The sequence below is a fragment of the Streptomyces sp. NPDC048473 genome (genome assembly GCF_043200155.1).
GTDB lineage: Bacteria > Actinomycetota > Actinomycetes > Streptomycetales > Streptomycetaceae > Streptomyces.
Map to the genome: position 1 here is coordinate 24,791 of NZ_JBICXE010000022.1, position 19,012 is coordinate 43,802.

Below are 19,012 nucleotides of genomic sequence, written 5' to 3' on the forward strand. Positions count from 1 at the left end.
TCATGACGCCCGCTCACACGGCACTCGTGCCCGATGCGGACGATGCCGAGCGCCATCCCTGCCCGCGCCGCCAGGCTCTTCCCGCCTCCATTGAAGTGCAGGTGTTTCTTTATCCTGGCCGGATGACCACTCCTCCTGAACTCGTCATATTCGACTGCGACGGCGTACTCGTCGACAGCGAACGCATCGCCGTGCGCATCCAGGTCGAAGTGGGCGCCGAACTGGGGTGGCCGCTGGCTGCGGAAGAGGTCATCGAAAAGTTCGTGGGCCGGTCGAACAAGTCCATCGGTGCGTTGATCGAGGCCCACCTGCCCGGCAAGTCCGCCGTCTGGCAGCAGCGCTTCGAGGACCTCCACCGTGCCGCCGTGGACTCCGAACTCGTCGCGGTCGACGGCATCCACGAGGCGCTGGCCGCCCTCGTGCTCCCCACCTGTGTGGCATCGAGCGGCAGCCACGAGAAGATGCGCCACACCCTCGGCCACACCGGCCTCCACCCGCACTTCGAGGGCCGCATCTTCAGCGCCTCGGAGGTCGCCCACGGCAAGCCCGCCCCCGACCTCTTCCTCCACGCGGCCCGGCAGATGGGGGTGGAGCCGTCGGCCTGCGTCGTCGTCGAGGACAGCAAGTACGGCGTGCAGGCAGCCCGTTCGGCCGGCATGCGGTCACTCGGCTACGCGGGCGGGCTGACCCCGGCGCACTGGCTGGAGGGCCCGGACACGGTGGTCTTCGACGACATGCGCAAACTGCCGACGCTCTTGTCGCAGATCTGACGGCCGGCCGCCTCGGGTTCATTACGCGTAAGGCGGGTCGGGGTGGTCGCTACCCTGTTCTCCCCCTGCCACAAGGCGGGGAGAACAGGGGTGGGACATGCGCAGAAGAATGGCTGCGGCCTCGGTGGTGGCGGCGGTGGCCACCGGGATCGTGGTGGCGCCGGCCGCTCACGCGGAGGGGCGGGGTGACATCCGGGTCACCAAGACCGTCGTGAACGGTGGCAGCAACGTGATCGTCGGGGTCAAGAACGTCAAGCGGTTCCCGATCACCATGACGATCAAGGACAACTCGGGGGTGAAGGGGGTCGCCGACGTGTCCGCGTACAACACGACCAATGGTCTCGGGCCGGTCGACCACCTCGGCACGACGTGCAGGAAGGTCAGTACGACGACGTCCGTGTGCACGGCGACGATGGAGATCGATCCTACGTGGATCGACTCGTACGGAAGTGGCAACGAGGGCTGGGACGCCAACGCGGTCGCGGGGAACTGGCAGGTCAACGCCACGGTCCAGGCGAATGACCGCGACTACTGGATCTCCGACCGCATCGCCCTGTTCAAGGTGAAGCGCGCCGCGACCCTGACCACGGACGCCACGCCCGAGCCGGTCAGGAAGGGGGGCACGCTGACCGTCACCGGAAAACTGTCGCGGGCCAACTGGACGGACCTCAAGTACCACGCGTTCACCAAGCAGGTGGTGAAGCTGCAGTACAAGAAGCCCGGCGGCGCGTACAGCACCGTGAAGACGGCGACCACGGACAGCAAGGGGCACCTCCGCGCGACGGTGAAAGCCACCGCTTCGGGCAGCTGGCGCTGGGCGTTCCTCGGTACGACCACGACCATGAAGGTCGTCTCCACCGGCGACGCCGTCACGGTGAAGTGATCTCGCGGCGGGCCGGAGAACAGCCCGCCGACGGGTCACCGTTCCTCGCGCACCGGCCGCTGCCGTCCGAGGAATCGCTCGCGGGCGGCCGTCCGGCCGGGCCGCCCGGGCCACGAGCGGGCCGGCCCGAGCGGCCCGCGCCGGCTGTGCCGCACCACCCCGGACACGGTCACAGGTACTCCGCGTACGCGTCCAGCGCCCGCAGTACCTCCGCCTCTCCCGCCGGAGGCAGCTGGAGGACAATCTCCTCGATGCCCAGTTCCGCGTAGTGCGCCAGCTTCCCCGGGCTCGGAAGCACCGCGTAGGGGACCACCTGGAGCTGCTTCGGGTCGCGGCCGGCCGACTCCCATGCCTCGCGGAGCTTCGGTACGGACTCCGTCAGGCCGCGGCCGCCGATCGGGAGCCAGCCGTCGGCGTACTGCGCGATGTGCGCGAACAGCTTCGGGCCTGCCGCGCCGCCGATCAGGGTGCGGGGGCCGTTCACCGGGCCGCGGGGATTCTGGACCGGCTTCGGATATGCGTGGCTGGCCCGGACCGAGCCGAACTCGCCGTCGTACGCCGTAGGTTCGTCCGACCACAGGGCGCGCATCAGGGCCATGCGGTCGCGGACGAGCTCCCGGCGCGTCGACCAGTTCACGCCGTGGTCCGCGGCTTCCTCGACGTTCCAGCCGTAGCCGAGGCCCAGCGTGAACCGGCCGCCGGAGAGATGGTCGAGGGTGGCGATCTGCTTCGCCAGGTCGATCGGGTCGTGCTGGGCGACGAGCGTGATGCCGGTACCGAGGGTGAGGCGTTCGGTGACGGCGGCGGCCTGGGCGAGGGCGACGAAGGGGTCGAGGGTGCGGCCGTATTCGGGCGGGAGTTCGCCGCCCGCCGGATAGGGGGTGTCCCTGCTCACCGGGATGTGGGTGTGCTCGGGCAGATAGAGCCCGGCGAACCCGCGCTGTTCGAGCTCGCGGGCGAGCCGCAGCGGCGTGATCGTCTCATCGGTGAGGAAGATCGTTGTGGCGATCCGCATATGAGGACACCTCCGTCGTGATCCGGTGAGAGCCCCAACGTATGCCGTGCGGTGCGGAAAGCCGAGTGTCCGGGAGTCCGGACCCCGGTCGTGCCTCCCGCCGTTTCCCCGGAGTTCATGGCTCCCGGCCAGGGTCGGGTACGTCACCCCTCGCCAGCCACGACACCCCGGGGAGCCACTCGTATGTCCGCATCGCAATCCGCCCACGGCCGCCCGATGGCCAGGCGCGGCCTTCTCGTCGGTACGGCCGCCACCGCTCTAACGTTGGGCACTGTGAGCTTCGCCGACGCCGCGACCGGGGACGACGCCCCGGACCGGACCAGGACCGTGCGCGGCACTCTGCCGATGGGGTCGCCCGACTATGTGTATCTGCCGGTCGAAGTACCGCGCGGGGTACGGGAGATCGCCGTCTCGTACACGTACGAGAAGCCGCCCGTCCCGGCCGGGACCCAGGGCAACGCCCTCGACATCGGCATCTTCGACGAGCGCGGCACGGAGCTGGGCGGGCGCGGGTTCCGGGGGTGGTCGGGCGGGGCGCGCAGCAGCTTCTTCATCCGGGCGGACGAGGCGACGCCCGGCTACATCGCGGGGCCGGTGCGGGCCGGGACCTGGAACATCGCCCTCGGGCCGTACACCGTCGCCCCGGAAGGGCTTCCGTACGAGGTGACGATCACCCTGCGCTTCGGACCCACCGGGTCCACGCCGAAGCCCGTGTACCCGCCGGAGCGGGCGAAGGGGCGCGGGCGCTCCTGGTACCGCGGGGACTGTCATCTCCACTCCGTCCACTCGGACGGCAAGCGCACCCCGGCCGAGATCGCCGCCGCCGCTCGCGCGGCCGGGCTCGACTTCATCAACAGCAGTGAGCACAACACGTACTCCGCGCACAGCGCGTGGGGCGGGCTGTGGGGTGACGATCTGCTCGTCCTCACGGGCGAGGAGGTCACCACCCGCAACGGGCATGTGATCGCGCTCGCCACCGACCCGGGGACGTTCGTCGACTGGCGCTACCGGGCCCGCGACAACCGGTTCGGGCACTACGCGAAGGCCGTGCGCCGGGCCGGTGGTCTGGTCGTGCCCGCTCATCCGCACGCCACCTGCATCGGCTGCCACTGGAAGTTCGGCTTCAGCGAGGCGGACGCGGTGGAGGTGTGGAACGGGGCGTACACCCCGGAGGACGAAATCGCCCTCGCCGAGTGGGACAACTCCCTCGTGGCGGCCGTCCGTACGTCGAAGCCGTGGGTTCCGGCGATGGGCAGCAGCGACGCGCACCGGGAGCCGGACAAGGTGGGGCTGCCGCAGACCGTCGTCCTCGCCGGCGAGCTGTCGCGCGAGGCGATCACGGCCGGAATCCGGGCCGGGCACTCCTACATCGCCGAGTCGTCCGCCGTCACCCTGTCCTTCGGGGCCTCGGGCGGGCGCGGCCTGCACGCGGGGATCGGTGAACGGCTGCGGGTGGACGGGGACGACACCCCGGTCACCGTACGGCTGGAGGTGACCGGAGCACCCGGCTGCACCGCGCACTTCGTCACCGACCAGGGCACGCTGTTCACGGCCACGCTGCCGGAGTCGGGGACGGGGGTGGTGGAGTGGCGCACGACGCCGGTCTACGCCGCCTATGTGCGGGCCGAGGTCCGGCACCCGGCGACAGTGCCGGGGCTGCCGGGGGCACTGGCGGCGCTCACCAATCCGGTGTTCCTGGAGGGTTAGGGGCAGCCCCTAGGAGACCGGCGCGGGGGTGGTCCTCTTCGGGGCAGGCGGCGCGAGAGTGCGGAGCCGTCGCGTACAGGCCCGTCGTTGGACGACCGAGAGGCCCCCGACCACCGCGCCCAGCACCAGCCACCCCGCCGGTCCGGCGGCCATCACGGCACCGGTCAGCAGTGGCGGCCCGGCGGACTTCTGGATGGACTGGGACATCCCGGCCACCCCCAGGTACTCGGCGCGGGCGTCCTGGGGTGCGAGGAGGACCGCCAGCTCCCAGGAGCTCACCGAACGCATCAGCTCCGCCAGGGTGACCACCAGCGCCGCGGCGAGCAGGACGGCCGTGGCCACCCAGGTCCCGCCCCGGGTGGCCGCTGCCAGGAACGCGCAGCACACGAACATCATGGCCCCGTACAGCAGCACCGCCCGGGTGGCCCGGCGCGGCCCCTCGGCCCGTGCCGACACGCTGATCTGCAGCACCACGACCATCACGGTGTTGATGATCAGGAAGGCCGGGACGAGTGCGTGCGGCGCCGAGGTGCGGTTCACCAGCCACAGCGGCAGACCGACGTTGAGGATCGAGTCGTCGAGGTTCATCGGGATGTCCAGCAGCACGAACGTGAGATAGCCGCGGTCCCGCCACGGGTTGGCCCGGCGGACGGGTGGCTGCTTCCCGGTTGCGGCCGCGGCTCCGGCGGCTGGCGCCCCGGCCACCTCGACGGTCTTCTCCCGCGCTTCGCTCGTACGCCACACCAGCGCCGCGGCGACGACGAAGGACAGCGCGTTGCCCAGGATCAGGGCCCGGTAGGCGCCACTGGTACCCACGGCCAGGCCGATGGCCGCGATCCCCGCGCCGAGGGCGTAGCCCGCGTTGGCCGCACTGCGGGACAGTGCCTGGTAGGCCGCGCGCCGCTCGCCCGCCGACCGGGTGGCGAACAGCATCTCCAGCGTCTTCGCCGCCCTGTCGCCCAGGTACGTGACGGCGACGACGGGCAGCAGCGCGTCGAAGCCGCTGCACACCAGCACCAGGGCGAGCGTCACCAGGCGGAGCAGGTGGCAGCCGATCAGCAGCGGGCGCACCGGGAAGCGGCCGGCCAGACGTCCGGCCAGCGGTGAGCCCGCGATGCCCGCGACTCCGGCCACGCCCAGCAGCACACCGATCTGTTGGGCACTCAGATGCGTCACAAAGGTGAGATACAGGACCGAGGACGCGGCCCACAGCCCCGAGCCGGTCCGGTCCACGGCCAGGGCGAGCAGCATGATCCGCGCATTGCGGCCGCCCGGCGGATTGCGCAGCTGGGCCAGCAGACCCTGCTGGCCGCCCTTCGGAATTTCCGGTTCCCTGCCGCCCTTGCCGCGCCGCATCGCACGCCCCCTCCGACATGTCTCGACATCAATGGATCAAGGGTGAAGCCTGCCGGGGAATTCGTCTCGATGTCAAGATACTTGATGTCGACATACTGGCAGCATGTGCCGACGCGCTCCGTCCCTGTGCGCTTCGCGGCCGGGAGCGTCACAGTGGAAGGGGGACACCGGGCGGGCCTGCCGGAGGAGGTATCCGGATGGATGTGACCGGCGAAAACGACGACCGGCTCCGGGACTACCGCAGCAGACGGCACTTCGACACGACCTCGGAGCCGCGCGGCGACGGCGGACGGACGGGTGCGGCGCCCTGCTTCGTCGTACAGATCCACCAGGCGCGACGGATGCACTTCGACTTCCGGCTGGAGGTCGGCGGCGTACTGAAGTCATGGGCGGTGCCGCGCGGACCTTCGGAGAACCCGCGCGAGAGGCGGCTGGCCGTCCCCACGGAGGACCACCCGCTGGAGTACCGCACGTTCGAGGGCGTCATCGCGAAGGGCGAGTACGGCGGCGGCACGGTGATCGTCTGGGACCAGGGCACCTACCGGCCGCTCAGCCACGACCGTTGGGGCGCACCCGTGCCGTTCGAGCAGTCCCTGGAGAACGGGCACGCGACCTTCTGGCTCGACGGCACCAAGCTGCACGGCGAGTTCGCCCTCACCCGCTTCAAGGGCGGCAGCGGGAGCGACGCCCCGGGCGAGGAGATATGGCTGCTGATCAAGGCCAAGGACGGGCGCGCCACCCATGACGGGCCGGACGCACCGGACCCCTACCGGGCACGCTCGGCCCGTACGGGGCGCACCCTGCAGCAGGTCGCCGCCGAGGAAGGGGGCGGGCCCTCGTGACCGCCCGCCGAACCGTGGAGGTCCTCCTCAGCCGCTACGGCACCACCTACGCCGCCGAGGCCGGCGTCAGGCTGCGGAACACACCACAGCCCCTGTACCAACTCCTCGTGCTCAGCGATCTGTTGAGTGCCCGCATCCGGGCGTCCGTGGCGGTGGCGGCGGCACGCGCGCTGTTCGCCCACGGCATGCGGTCCCCGGACCGGATGATCGGGGCGACATGGCAGCAGCGCGTCGATGCGCTGGGCGAGGGCGGCTACCGGCGCTACGACGAACGCACCGCCACCCAGCTCGGCGCCGGGGCGGAGCTCCTGCTGGTCGAGTACGGGGGCGATCTGCGGCGGCTGCGCAAGGAGGCCGACGGCGACCTGGGCATCCTGCGGTCCGGGCTGCGCCGAACCCCGGGCATGGGCCCGGCCGGTGCGGACATCTTCGTACGCGAGGTGCAGGCCGTGTGGCCGGAGACGGCGCCGTTCCTGGACGGGAAGGCGCTCCAGGGCGCCGAGAAGCTGGGGCTGCCCGCGTCACCGGCGAAGCTCGCACGGCTGGCGGAGCAAGCCGAACAGGCCGACGACCGCGGGCCCGCCGTGCTCGCGGCGGCCCTGGTGCGCGCCGCGCTGGACAAGCACGTCGTGGACGATGTCGGAGCGCGGGCCTGAGGGGGGCGGCCCGCAGGAACGGACCGGAGCGCGCGTTGCTTAAGGGTGGCCGGGCGGCGCAGTCCAGGGCCGCGGACCGGGGCGCGTGCCTGACGGCAACCCGTCGGCACGGACCGGACACCCGCTGCGGGCGGGGAGGCCCGCCGCCCTCGTCCGTCGCCCCCTACGCCCCCGCGACAGCCGTCCGGCTCAGGAACGCCAGCCGGGCCCGCTTCTCCGGCTTGTCGATCTCCGGGCCGAGTTCGAAGCCCGCCCGGACCATCCGCGCGACGGCCTTCTCGTTGCGGGCGTCCGGCTCGACGACGATCCGCAGGTGCGCCGGGTCGCTGAAGACGTAGCCGATGAGCACCGAGAGCAGGGCGGCCGTGAAGCCGCGTTCGGTGGTGTCGCCCGGGCCGATCAGGAGGTGGACGCCGAAGTCGCCGGGCTGGACGTCGTAGCAGTCGGCGAGCGGGTCGGCGGCCGGTTCGTACGTCTGGAAGAGGGCGACCGGGACACCGTCACGCAGGGCCAGATAGGCGTGGTGCGTGGTGAGCGAGTCCAGGAATTCGTAGGTCTCCAGGACCTCTTCGCGGCTCGCGTCGCCCATGCCCCAGAAGCGGGCGCGCTCCTCGGTGACCCAGCGGTGGATCAGGTCGAGGTCCGCGGCGGGGTCCACGGGGACCAGGCGGACGGTCCCGAAACCGGGGGCCTCCTGCTCGTGGACGGGGGTGCGCACCGCGCTCGCGGCGGGGTCGGCGGTCATCTCGGCTCTCTCTTCTGTTCGGTGCAGCTTGTTCCAGTCCATGACCACGGGCGCGAGGTCGCCCCGTACCCACAGCGGCAGTTGGTCACGGTGGTGGGTCTCGCCCCGGACCCCGGACGCCCCGAGCGGGACCACCCACAGGCTGTCCTCGCGCCGGGCCAGGTCCCAGACGTAGCGGGCGGCGGGGCCGCGGGCGAACCGGTCCGTGATGCCGGGAACGCTGGAGGTGGACAGCACGCAGTCGTGGTCACCGGCGAGGCCCGGCCAGTCCGCGTCGGGGTCCGCACCGGGCAACGCCTGCCAGGGGGCCAGTCGGTGCGCCTCGCCCCAGGGCCGCGGCGAGGCGTCCTGCGCATACCGGGCCGCCACCGCCTCGGCCGCCGCGGCGACGGCCGCCAGCCGGTCGGTGTGCGGCAGCGGCCCGTGCGTCAGCAGGGTCTCCAGGGCGTACGCGATTCTCGGCACCGCGGCCAGCCAGGGGCGGAACATCGCCGGGTACACGGGAGAGGCGGCCGGGTCGGCGGAGCCGGTGAGGGCGGCCAGCGCGGGGTGGGCGGCCAGCCGGTGTACGACGTCCGCGCGCACGGCGGCGTAGAGCGTGGCGTCCGTACTGTCGGCCTCCATGTGCCGGTCCCAGCACAGGAGTCGGTCACGCAGTCGGGCGGCCTCGGGGCTGAGACCCGTCGCCCCGGCCAGCAGTTCCAGCAGCGGGCGGGCGGAGGCGAGACGGGTGTCGGTGTGGATGTCCGCCATGCCCTTGGTCGTCCAGTTGTCGGACCGGCCGAGCAGTTCCCGGATGCGTGCCGCCCGGTGCGGGGGCGCGAACTCGACGCCGAGCGGGGCGGCGAGGCCGCGCGCATTGGCCATCACGGCCGCACCGTCGACCTCGGCGCGGGGCATCGGCGCATGGCGGCCGCGCCAGGCGTACGCCGGGTCGTGGGCCGGTACGACGCGCAGCCGGTTCTCGCGCGGGCGCAGCGGGACGTGCCCGGCGACCCGATGCAGGGTGGCGCCGGTGGTGTCGGCGGCGAGGACGACATTGACCGGCTCCACCCAGTGGTCCAGCGCGGCGTCGAGATCGGCGACGGTACGGGCCCGGAGCAGGGCGGGCAGCGCCTCGAAGCCCAGCTCGTGGGTGACGCGGGGCGGGTAGCGGAGGCTGATGCCACCCGCGCCACCGCCCGGGGCGCCGTCCGGGGTGTCCTTCGCACCGCTGCCCGGGTCGCCCTCCGCGCCGCCGTCCCCATCACCGTCCGGCCCACCGATGATCACCGGCCCGCGCTCGGTCTCGATGATCTCGGCCGTGACCGGGTCGGCGCCCGCCACCTCGATCGTCTCGATGTGGACGGCGGCCGCCTCCCAGCCCCCGGGGCCCAGTGCCTCGACCCCGCCCGTCGCCGTACGCCGCAACCGCTCCCGGTACAGATCCTGGTAGTCGGCCATCGCGTTGGTGATCGCCCACGCGACGCCGCCCGTGTGCCCGAAGTGCGCGATGCCGGGTACGCCGGGGACAGCGAGGCCCACTACGTCGAACTCGGTGCAGGCGAGCCGGATTTGCTGGTAGACGCCCGGGTCCTCGATGAAACGGTGCGGGTCGCCCGCGATGATCGGCGCCCCGGTGTCGGTGCGGTCGCCGGTCAGCAGCCAGCCGTTGGAGCCGGCGGTGCCGGGGCCGTCGGTGGCGAAGAGTTCGATCGCCCCGTCGCCGAGCCGGCGGGCGACCTCCTCGCGCCAGAGCTTGGTGGGGAAGCCCGCGAACAGGATGTGGGTGGAGAGCCAGACGCCCAGCGGGGTCCAGGGCTCCCATCGCCCCGGGGCGACCCCGGCAGCCGTGAACTCCGGGGCCAGGCGCGCCCCTTCGGCCAGTCCCTCGTTGACGCCGTCGACGTACGAGACGACCCATGCGGCGGTCTGCGGTGCGAGGCGCTCCAGGCGGTCGAAGCAGCGTTGCGCGGTGTCGGCGAGCCGGGCCTGCCGGGCGAACCGGTCCCAGTCGACGGCGTCCGCGCCGAGGAACGCGGCGGTGGTGCCCTGGAACCGGTGGCGTTCGATCTCGATCTGCCAGGCACGGTCCCGGGCGGCGTTACGGCCCTGGGCGTGGGCGAGTTCGAGTGCGCTGCCCGCCCGTACATGGGGTATGCCCCAGTCGTCCCGGTAGACGTCTCCACGCATGCCGCATCCCGCCCCTTGCCAGATCGTTCGACTTCCCAAGCCCCCAAAATTTAGGTTAGCCTAACCTAAAATAATTCTTCAGGACGGGGAGGGACAGCTGTGGGTCACGGCTGGGAGGGCGTTGTCCTCAAGCTCATGCGGGGACGGGACTTCACGTTCACCGTGACCGGGGCCGAGCAGGTCACCGAGGACTTCCACCGGGTGCACCTCACCGACGGCGGTCTGCTCGCCGCGACCGGCGGGGCGCACCCGACGATGTGGGTCAGGATCTGGTTCGAACAGGGCGGCAGACCGCACCAGCGCGCCTACACGCTGGTCGACCCCGACCCTGCTGCCGGAACGTTCAGCCTGGAGTTCGCCCTGCACAACGGCGCCGCGAGCGACTGGGCCCGCGGGGCCGAGCCGGGTGACACGATCGAGGCGACCCTTCAGGGCACCGGCTTCACCCTGCCCGAACCGCCGCCCGCCCGGCTCTTCGTGATCGGCGACCCGGCCTCGCTGCCCGCCATCAACTCCCTGCTGGACGCGGTTCCCCAGACCCCGGCCACCATCTGGTTCGAAACCACGCACGCCTCGGACGAGAAGCTGCCGTTCCGCCTGGACCCGGCCCACCACACCCTGCACCGGGTGCCGCGCAGCGACGGGGGCACCGGACTGGTCGCCGAAGTGAAGGCCGCGCTACCGGAGCTACTGGGGACCGACCCGTCCGACGCGTACGTCTGGATCGCCTGCGACACGGCGACGACCAGGTCCCTGGCCTCGTACGTACGCAAGGATCTGGCCGTCCCCAAGGAACGGGTGAACGCGCTGGGTTACTGGCGCGCGGGCTGAGCCGGACTCCGGCTCCCGGGATCTCCGGTCCGGCCCGAACCCCAACTCGTCGGAACGAATCGGCGACCCGGCTCCTCTGTGGGGTGACGCAACCCGTCACCACCATCCGCCCCGCAGAGGAGCACCCATGAACCCCACCCGGCGCACACCCGCCGCCACCACCGCGGCCGCGGCCGTCGCCACCGTCCTCACCGCCGACGGACTGCTGCACGTCCTCTGGTCCACCGGCTCCACCTGGCCCGCGCACGACGCCGCATCCCTCTCGTACGCCGTACTCGGCATCGACGCACCCTTCACCCCGCCCGTCGTCCTCCCGCTCGCCACCCTGCTGTTCACCGGCGCGGCCCTGGTCACCGCCCGCGCCCGCCTGGGCCGCACCCACCGTTCGGGCCGGCTGCTCCAGGCCGGCACCGTGGCCGTCGCCTGCGGCACCGCGCTGCGCGGCCTCGCCGGGATCGCCTGGGCGTGCGGGCTGCGCACCGGACTGGACGACGGGGCGGGCGACACGTTCCACTGGCTCAACCTGGCGCTCTACACCCCTGTCTGCCTGGTACTCGCGGCCGCCGCACTCCGGGTGGCGGCCGGGGAGGAAGCCCCGACCCGTGTCCGATGATCACGGCCTGGATCACGAGCGCACCTTCCGGCTGGTGCGCGCGGCCCAGCGCGGCGACACGATCGCCATGAACGAGCTCCTCGACGTCCTCACCCCGTACGCGGGCCGCATATGCACCCCCATCGCCCTGGCCGACGGGCCGGACGCCGTCCAGGAGACCCTTGTCGCCGTCTTCCGCAGCCTGCGCTCCCTCAGGGAACCGGCGGCGCTGTACGGATGGGTGCGCGCCATCGCCTGCCGGGAGGCGGTCCGCGTCGCCCGCCGCACGGCACGCTCCGTCCCCGCGGACCTCACCACCGTTCCCCAGCGCGGCGACCCGCAGCTGGCTTCCGACATCGGCGACGTCCTCGCCCGCCTCTCCCCCGAACACCGGGCCGTCCTCGTCCTGCGTGATGTCGAGGGCCTCGACGAACAATCCGCCGCCGCACTCCTCGGCCTGCGCGTGGGCACCGTCAAGTCACGGCTGCACCGGGCCCGGGACTCCTTCCGGAAGGCATGGACGTCATGACCGAAACCCCCCGCCCGCAGTGGCCCACCACCCCGGAACTCGACCCGGTCCGCCGCCTGCACGCCCTCGCGGCGGGCGTCCGCGGCGCCCGCGTCACCACCCGCGAGATCCCCGCCCCGTACGCCACCGTCCACCCGCTGCTGGCCGACATCGACGGCGAACTGTCCCGACTCGTCCCCGACATGCGCCGTCTGAAGCTCACCCGCGCGGACGGCGACCGCATCGAGGCCGTGGCCCGCAGCCGCTACGGCATGCACGCCCGCTTCCACGGCGTACGCCGCCCCGGCTGGCTCTGGCTCCAGAGCCGCTTCGTCCTGATCGGTATGGCGGCCACCCCGTCCCCCACCACCCCCGGCCACACCCTGGTCGCCTTCACAGGCGGCGTACGCCTCCCGGGCCGTGCGGCCCTGATCCCGGTCGGAGTGTCCCGCGCAGGCCGCCGGGTCCTGAGCCGGCTGGCAGCCCGCGTGGGCAGGTAGCCGTACGCACGGCCCGCGGCCCGGAGCCCCGGCTGTCCGGGTCTCGGCCGAAAGCCCCGGCCGTCAGTCCTCCACGACCAGCGCCGGAGTCTCCTTCGTCAGCACCTCGCCGCGGAAGAACGCCGGACTGCGACGCTGCATCACCAGCATCAGCACCACACCGAGCAGCAGCAGCCCGACACCGATCACGAACACCGAGCCGACCCCGAAGACGGACGAGCCGGAGCCGTACGCCGGATCCCACATGTCGTAGAGGGTCTTGCCGAAGACCGCGGTGAGCAGGATGCCGCCGACGGCCGGGAAGAGACCCTTGAAGACCAGGTCGCGTACGGAGCGGGTCAGGTCGGCGCGGAAGTACCAGGCGCAGGCGAACGCCGTCAGCGCGTAGTAGAAGCAGATCATGAGGCCGAGCGCGTAGATCGTGTCGACCAGGACGTGCTCGCTGACCAGGGTCATGACCGTGTAGAAGACGCCGGTCGCCACACCCGCCGTGACGGTGGCCCTTCCCGGGGTCCTGAAGCGCGGGTGGACGCGGGCGTACGAGGCGGGCAGGGCCTCGTACGTGGACATCGCCAGGACCGTGCGGGCCACCGGGATGAAGGTGGTCTGCAGGCTCGCGGCGGCGGAGGCCAGGACGGCGATGAAGAGCAGGACGCCGAGTCCGGGGCCCATGACCGGGCCGGCGAGTGCGGCGAAGACGTTGTCGGAGGTGTCCGGGTCGGCGAGGCCGAGACCGGAGCCGCCGGAGCCGACGGCCATCTGGGCGGCGACAGCGGTCGCCAGGTAGGAGCCGACGAGCACGACCATCGCGATGAGGGCGGCGCGCCCAGGGGTCTTCTCGCTGCCGATGGTCTCCTCGTTGGCGGTCAGGCAGGCGTCCCATCCCCAGAACATGAAGATCGACAGCGACAGGCCCGCCGTGAATGCCGCGAACGACTGCACCGCGAACGGGTTCAGCCAGGACCAGGAGAAGTCCAGCGACGAGGCGAACTCCCCGCTGTTCGCCTTCTGTACGGCCATCGCCACGAACAGCGCGAGGACGACGAGCTGAAGGCCCACCAAGGCGTACTGGATGCCCTTGGTGGCCGTCATCCCGCGGTAGCTGATCGCCGTGGCGATCGCGATCAGGATCAGACAGGTGAGGATGTGGACGGGCTTGCTGTCGTCCAGGGCCGCGATCGAACCGCTGCCCGTGATCTCACCCGCGAGGAGCCAGAAGTACGAGGTGGCGACGCCCGCCAGGTTCGACAGGACGATGATCGTCGCGATGACCAGGCCCCAGCCGCACATCCAGCCGACGCGCGGGCCGAATGCCTTCACCGTCCAGGTGAAGGACGTGCCGCAGTCCGGCATGGCCTTGTTGAGTTCGCGGTACGCGAATGCGACGAGCAGCATCGGCAGGAAGCCGGCCAGGAAGACGGCGGGCATCTGCACGCCGACCTCGCCCGCGGTGGAGCCGAGGGTGGAGGTGAGGCAGTAGACGGGGGCGACGGTGGAGATGCCGATGACGGCGCTGCCCATCAGGCCGACGGAGTTCCCGCCGAGACCCTTGCCGCGTACACCGCCGTCGGCCGGGGCAGTGCCCCGTACCGTGTCTCCGGCCTGCGGCCGCGCGTCCAGCTGTGTCATGGAGAGGACGTTAGGCCCTGCGATATCCACATTCGGAGGCTGAGACTCCGGCACTTCACCCTTGAATTGCGGGTGACAGAACGGACACGCGAGAGTTAATTGAAGGTGATTGGCGGCTGAGACCTACCGATGAGAGGTCGATGCTCGATCACAGCGTCATACGAGAATCGCAGCACTGTCCGTTTTGTGGGGATTCAAAATTTTCCCATGGGTGTCCGCTGAGCGGACACCCATGGGGTGCGCCGGTTCAGCCCGGCCAGACGATCGCCTGGAGTTCGCTGTATGCGTGCAGGGCGTACGAGCCGACATCGCGCCCGACTCCGCTCTTCTTGAACCCGCCGAACGGGGCCTCCATGTTCCGCCCGATGGTGTTCACGCCGACTCCGCCGGCGCGCAGCTGCCGGGCCACCCGGAAGGCGCGTGCCACGTCCGAGGACCAGACGTAGTCGATCAGTCCGTAGTCGCTGTCGTTGGCGAGTGCGATGCCCTCGTCCTCGTCGTCGAAGGGGACGACCACAACGACCGGGCCGAAGATCTCCTCGCGGACGACGCGCATGTCGTTGGTGCAGTCGGCGAGGAGGGTGGGGGCGACGTAGAAGCCCCGGTCGAGTCCGGCCGGGCGTTCGCCGCCCGTGACGGTCCTCGCCCCCTCCTTCCGGCCGAGTTCGATGTACGACTCGATGCGGTCGCGGTGGGCGGCGGAGATGACCGGGCCGACGACCGTGCCCCGGTCCGTCGGGTCGCCCACCTTCAGATGGCCCGCGTACGCGGTGAGTTTCCCGATCAGGGCGTCGTGGGCCGCGCGCTGGACGAGGACGCGGGTCGGGGCCGTACAGATCTGGCCGCTGTAGAAGGAGAACGTGGTGCCGATGCCCGCCGCCGCGGAGTCGAGGTCCGCGTCATCGAGGACGACGGCGGCCCCCTTCCCGCCCAGCTCCATCAGCTGCCGCTTCATGCCGCGCCCGCACACCTCCGCGATGCGCTGCCCGACGGCCGTGGAGCCGGTGAAGCTGACCATGTCGACGTCCGGTGAGTCGACGGCGGCCTCGCCCGCCTCGGGGCCCGATCCGGTGACGACATTGACGACGCCCGCCGGAACGCCCGCCTCTTCGAGCGCCTCGGCCATCCGGTAGACGGAGAGCGGGTCCTGCGGTGCGGGTTTCACGACGACCGTGTTGCCCATGGCGAGTGCGGGGGCGACCTTGCCGGCCGGGTTGGCCCAGGGGTTGTTGTACGAGGTGATGCAGGTGACGACGCCGACCGGCTGGCGTACGGCGAGCGCCCCGAAGACACCGGCCCGCCCCATCGGCCCGGCCTCGTTGATCTGCGGTGCGATCGCCTCCTCGACCGGTTCCAGGGCGCCCCTGGCGTACCGGCGGAAGCGGGCGGCACCGACGGCGGCCTGCATGGCCCTGGCCGTTCCCGTGGTGGCGCCGCTCTCCGCCTGGGCGAGTGCGGCGTTGACGGTGAAGTCGCGCTGCATCAGGTCGGCGGCCCGGTCGAGGATCGCGGCCCGCTCCTCGGGGCGGGTGCGGGACCAGGTGGCGAAGGCCTCGCGGGCCGCGGCCGCTGCCGCATACACCTGTTCTCGGCTCGCCTCGGGGGCGAGGCCGACGACCTCCTCGGTGGCCGGGTTGATGACCTCGTAGTGGCCGTGGTCGGGTTCGGTCCACTCTCCGCCGATGAAGAGGCGCCGCGTTCTGTCGCCGGTACGGCTCGTGTCGCCCGTACGGTTCCTGTCGCTCATACGGTGCTCACCGTCCGGGTGTCGCGGCCGGAGCGGAGCACCGTACCGGGGACCGCTCCGGTCACCTTGTCGTCGCGCAGGGTCTCCACACCGTTGACGCGGACCGACACGATGCCGATGGCCTTGGCGTCGAGGCGGGGGCTGTCGCCGGGCAGATCGTGTACGAGGGTGGCGGGCCCGGCGTCGATGCGTTCGGGGTCGAAGAGGACGAGGTCGGCGTGGAAGCCCTCCTCGATGCGGCCGCGGTCGCGGAGCCCGAAGAGCCGGGCAGGGTCGTCGGTGAGCATCTTGACGGCCTGTTCGAGGGGGAGGAGTTTACGTCGGCGCAGACAGTCGCCGAGGAAGCGGGTGGTGTACGGGGCGCCGCACATCCGGTCCAGGTGCGCGCCCGCGTCGGAGCCGCCGAGCATGACGTCCTCGTGTTCCCAGGTCTGCCGTCGCAGCGCCCAGGAGTCGGGGTCGTTGTCGGTGGGCATGGGCCACAGCACCGTACGCAGCTCGTCGTCGGCGCAGATCTCGACGAGGCAGTGGAAGGGGTCCTGCCCGCGTTCGGCGGCTATGTCGCGCACGACGCGGCCGCTCAGCCCTTCGTTGGCCTCGCTGTAGGTGTCCCCGATGACGTACCGGCCGAAGTCGGCGAGGCGGCGGAAGACGCCGGCCTCCTTGCTGTCGGCGCGGCGGAGCATTTCGGCGCGGGTGGCGGCGTCGCGGAGCCGTTCGATGCGTTCGGGGACGGGGAGGGCGAGGATGTCGCCCCAGCCGGGGATGAGGTTGAGGGCGCAGAAGGTGCCGAGCGACATGTTCATGGGGGTGAGGATCGGCATGGTGAGTGCGACGATCCGGCCGCCGGCCCGGCGGGCCCGTTCGCTGGGGACGAGCTGGCGGGGTACGCGTTCGGGGACGGCGGCGTCGATGGTGAGGACGTTCCAGTTCAGCGGGCGGCCCGCGGTGGCGGTCATGTCGACGAGGAGCTCGATCTCTTCGTCGGAGAACTGGTCGAGGCAGCCCGCGACGATCGCTTCGAGCTGGGTGCCTTCGTGTTCGCCGACGGCGCGGGAGAGGGCGAGGAGCTCCTCGGGGAGCGCGTGGCGGGAGGCGACGGGCTGTCCGTCGCCGTCGGAGTGGGTGGAGGACTGGGTGGTGGACAGCCCCCAGGCTCCGGCGTCCATCGCGTCGTGGAAGAGCGCGAGCATGGCGTCGAGCTGTTCGGGGGTGGGCTGTCCGCCGATCGCGTCGGCGCCCATGACGTGTCTGCGCAGGGCGCAGTGCCCGACCATGAATCCGGCGTTGACGGCGATCCGCCCTTCGAGGGCGTCGAGGTATTCGCGGAAGCTGGACCAGCTCCAGTCGACGCCCTCCTCCAGCGCCTTGAGGGCCATGCCCTCCACCCGCGACATCATGCGGCGGGTGTAGTCGGCGTCCTCGGGGCGTTCGGGGTGCAGCGGGGCGAGGGTGAATCCGCAGTTGCCTCCGGCGACGGTGGTGACGCCGTGGTTCATGGAGGGGGTGGCGTACGGGTCCCAGAAGAGCTGGGCGTCGTAGTGGGTGTGGGGGTCGACGAAGCCGGGTGCGAGGACGAGGCCGGTGGCGTCCTGCGTGGTGGCGGCTTCCTCGGTGAGCGTGTCCGGTTCGGCGATGACGGCGATGCGGCCGGCGCGGATGCCGATGTCGGCGGGGTACGAGGGTCCGCCGGTGCCGTCCACGACGGTCGCTCCGCGGATGAGGTGGTCGAGCATGACGGGTTCCCTTCTGTGGTGGGTGTGCAGCCGGGGTGCGCACGGCCGCGGTACGCACCCCGGCTCCACGGAGCGGCGATCCGGGAAGACGCCGCTGTTTTGACCGGGGGCTCAGCCCCCGAGCCCCCGCGCCTCAATCGCCGGAGGGGCTTACTTTTCCCCCGCCGCCGCCCGGAACCGCGAGGTCCGGTGCACCGGGTCCGTGTCGATCTTCGGGATCACGTGCTCACCGATCAGCCGGATCGAGTTCAGCGTGTCCTCGCGGCTCATCCCGATCGGCAGCCCGAAACTCAGCTGATCCGCCCCCGCCTGCTCCCACCGCTTGCACTGCCGCAGCACCTCGTCCGGATCGCCGCAGATCATCAGCTCCTCGGCGATCAGGAGCTCGATGATCTCCTCGGAGTACTCGGGCAGCAGCTCGGGCCACTCCGGGATGCCCTCGGGCCGGGGGAACGTGTCGTGGTAGCGGAACAGCAGCGACTGCAGATAGTTCAGCCCGCCGCCCACCGCGATCTCGACGGCCTTCGCGTGCGTCTCGGCGCAGATGGCCGTGGAGGTGACCATGACGTTGTCGTTGACGAAGTCCCCGACGGGTTCGGCCTCCTTGACGGCCGTCTTGTAGGACTCGACGACCCACTCCATGTCGGAGACCTTCTGCACGCTGAAGCCCAGCACGCCGAGCCCCTTCTTGCCCGCCATCGCGTACGAGGACGGCGACCCGGCCGCGTACCACATCGCCGGGTGCGACTTCCCGTACGGCTTGGGCAGGATCTTGCGCGGCGGCAGCGACCAGTGCTTGCCCTGGAAGCCGACGTACTCGTCCTGGAGCCACATCTTGGGGAACTCGGCGATGGTCTCTTCCCAGAGTTCCTTGGTGTGGTTCATGTCGGTGATGCCCGGCATGAACCCCAGGATCTCGTGGCTGCCGGCCCCGCGCCCGGAGCCGAATTCGAAGCGGCCCTCGGAGAGGTGGTCGAGCATGGCGACCTTCTCGGCCACCTTCACCGGGTGGTTGACGGGGGCGAGCGGGTTGAAGATGCCGGATCCGAGGTGGATGCGGTCGGTGGCGTGCGCGAGGTAGCCCAGGTACACATCGTTGGCCGAGAGATGCGAGTACTCCTCCAGGAAGTGGTGCTCGGAGGCCCAGGCGTACTTGAAGCCGGACTTGTCCGCCTGGATGACGTACTCGGTCTCCTCGATCAGCGCCTTGTGCTCTGCCCCGGGGTCGGCCTTGGCCCGCGCGGCGGGCACGTACCCCTGTACAAAGAGCCCGAATTCCAAGGGGGTTCACCGTCCTCAATCGTTTCTGACGCATCGTCAGAT

The 19,012-nt window shown here is 71.3% G+C and carries 16 protein-coding genes; 9 read left to right on the forward strand and 7 right to left on the reverse strand.

Features of this window, described 5'->3' with window-relative positions:
* The first annotated feature begins 122 nt into the window (after positions 1–122).
* Together ACGFU7_RS29180 and ACGFU7_RS29185 are read left to right on the forward strand one after the other, a co-directional pair.
* Complete coding sequence (locus tag ACGFU7_RS29180) at positions 123–770, forward strand: HAD family hydrolase (protein ID WP_393699606.1); 648 nt, start codon at positions 123–125, stop codon at positions 768–770.
* 97 nt (positions 771–867) lie between these two features.
* Entirely contained in the window at positions 868–1,653 is a 786-nt protein-coding gene (locus ACGFU7_RS29185; protein ID WP_393699607.1) for a hypothetical protein, read from the forward strand.
* Between the two features lie 169 nt (positions 1,654–1,822).
* On the opposite strand, the gene ACGFU7_RS29190 is transcribed toward ACGFU7_RS29185, so the two are convergent.
* Entirely contained in the window at positions 1,823–2,668 is an 846-nt protein-coding gene (locus ACGFU7_RS29190) for an LLM class F420-dependent oxidoreductase (RefSeq protein WP_393699608.1), read from the reverse strand.
* A gap of 216 nt (positions 2,669–2,884) precedes the next feature.
* Between ACGFU7_RS29190 and ACGFU7_RS29195 the strand changes: the two genes are divergently transcribed.
* Positions 2,885–4,375 (forward strand): CehA/McbA family metallohydrolase, encoded by a 1,491-nt coding sequence (locus ACGFU7_RS29195; RefSeq protein ID WP_393699794.1) that lies wholly within the window; start codon positions 2,885–2,887, stop codon positions 4,373–4,375.
* A 9-nt stretch (positions 4,376–4,384) separates the two neighbouring features.
* Here ACGFU7_RS29195 and ACGFU7_RS29200 read toward each other — a convergent pair whose 3' ends face one another.
* The gene (locus ACGFU7_RS29200) at positions 4,385–5,731 is read right to left on the reverse strand and encodes an MFS transporter (RefSeq protein ID WP_393699609.1); all 1,347 of its coding nucleotides are present in this window, start codon (positions 5,729–5,731) and stop codon (positions 4,385–4,387) included.
* 197 nt (positions 5,732–5,928) lie between these two features.
* Here ACGFU7_RS29200 and ACGFU7_RS29205 point away from each other — a divergent pair, with 197 nt between their 5' ends.
* Positions 5,929–6,573: a DNA polymerase ligase N-terminal domain-containing protein gene (locus ACGFU7_RS29205; protein ID WP_393699611.1), complete on the forward strand. Its 645-nt coding sequence runs from the start codon at positions 5,929–5,931 to the stop codon at positions 6,571–6,573.
* Positions 6,570–7,229, forward strand: coding sequence for an endonuclease (locus ACGFU7_RS29210; RefSeq protein WP_393699612.1), 660 nt, complete (start codon positions 6,570–6,572; stop codon positions 7,227–7,229). Before ACGFU7_RS29205 ends, ACGFU7_RS29210 begins: the two co-directional genes overlap by 4 nt.
* A 163-nt stretch (positions 7,230–7,392) precedes the next feature.
* On the opposite strand, the gene ACGFU7_RS29215 is transcribed toward ACGFU7_RS29210, so the two are convergent.
* Entirely contained in the window at positions 7,393–10,146 is a 2,754-nt protein-coding gene (locus ACGFU7_RS29215; protein WP_393699613.1) for a GNAT family N-acetyltransferase, read from the reverse strand.
* 99 nt (positions 10,147–10,245) lie between these two features.
* Here ACGFU7_RS29215 and ACGFU7_RS29220 point away from each other — a divergent pair, with 99 nt between their 5' ends.
* The 4 genes from ACGFU7_RS29220 (at position 10,246) to ACGFU7_RS29235 (ending at position 12,577) form a co-directional block, all read left to right on the forward strand.
* Positions 10,246–10,977: a siderophore-interacting protein gene (locus ACGFU7_RS29220; RefSeq protein ID WP_393699614.1), complete on the forward strand. Its 732-nt coding sequence runs from the start codon at positions 10,246–10,248 to the stop codon at positions 10,975–10,977.
* A gap of 127 nt (positions 10,978–11,104) precedes the next feature.
* Positions 11,105–11,590, forward strand: coding sequence for a DUF3995 domain-containing protein (locus ACGFU7_RS29225; protein ID WP_393699616.1), 486 nt, complete (start codon positions 11,105–11,107; stop codon positions 11,588–11,590).
* A 67-nt stretch (positions 11,591–11,657) separates the two neighbouring features.
* Complete coding sequence (locus tag ACGFU7_RS29230; protein ID WP_393699795.1) at positions 11,658–12,098, forward strand: RNA polymerase sigma factor; 441 nt, start codon at positions 11,658–11,660, stop codon at positions 12,096–12,098.
* A complete protein-coding gene (locus ACGFU7_RS29235) occupies positions 12,095–12,577 on the forward strand; it encodes a hypothetical protein (protein WP_393699618.1) in 483 nt (160 codons plus the stop codon). The genes ACGFU7_RS29230 and ACGFU7_RS29235 overlap by 4 nt, the downstream gene beginning before the upstream one ends.
* Before the next feature lie 63 nt (positions 12,578–12,640).
* On the opposite strand, the gene ACGFU7_RS29240 is transcribed toward ACGFU7_RS29235, so the two are convergent.
* From ACGFU7_RS29240 to ACGFU7_RS29255, 4 genes are all read right to left on the reverse strand, one after another.
* Positions 12,641–14,206, reverse strand: coding sequence for an APC family permease (locus ACGFU7_RS29240; protein WP_393699620.1), 1,566 nt, complete (start codon positions 14,204–14,206; stop codon positions 12,641–12,643).
* Positions 14,207–14,453: 247 nt separating this feature from the next.
* On the reverse strand, positions 14,454–15,953 hold the full coding sequence (locus tag ACGFU7_RS29245) for an aldehyde dehydrogenase family protein (RefSeq protein WP_393699622.1): 1,500 nt from the start codon (positions 15,951–15,953) through the stop codon (positions 14,454–14,456).
* On the reverse strand, positions 15,950–17,689 hold the full coding sequence (locus tag ACGFU7_RS29250; RefSeq protein ID WP_393699623.1) for an amidohydrolase family protein: 1,740 nt from the start codon (positions 17,687–17,689) through the stop codon (positions 15,950–15,952). Before ACGFU7_RS29250 ends, ACGFU7_RS29245 begins: the two co-directional genes overlap by 4 nt.
* Positions 17,690–17,839: 150 nt before the next feature.
* The gene (locus ACGFU7_RS29255; protein WP_393699625.1) at positions 17,840–18,970 is read right to left on the reverse strand and encodes an LLM class flavin-dependent oxidoreductase; all 1,131 of its coding nucleotides are present in this window, start codon (positions 18,968–18,970) and stop codon (positions 17,840–17,842) included.
* Between the last annotated feature and the right edge of the window lie 42 nt (positions 18,971–19,012).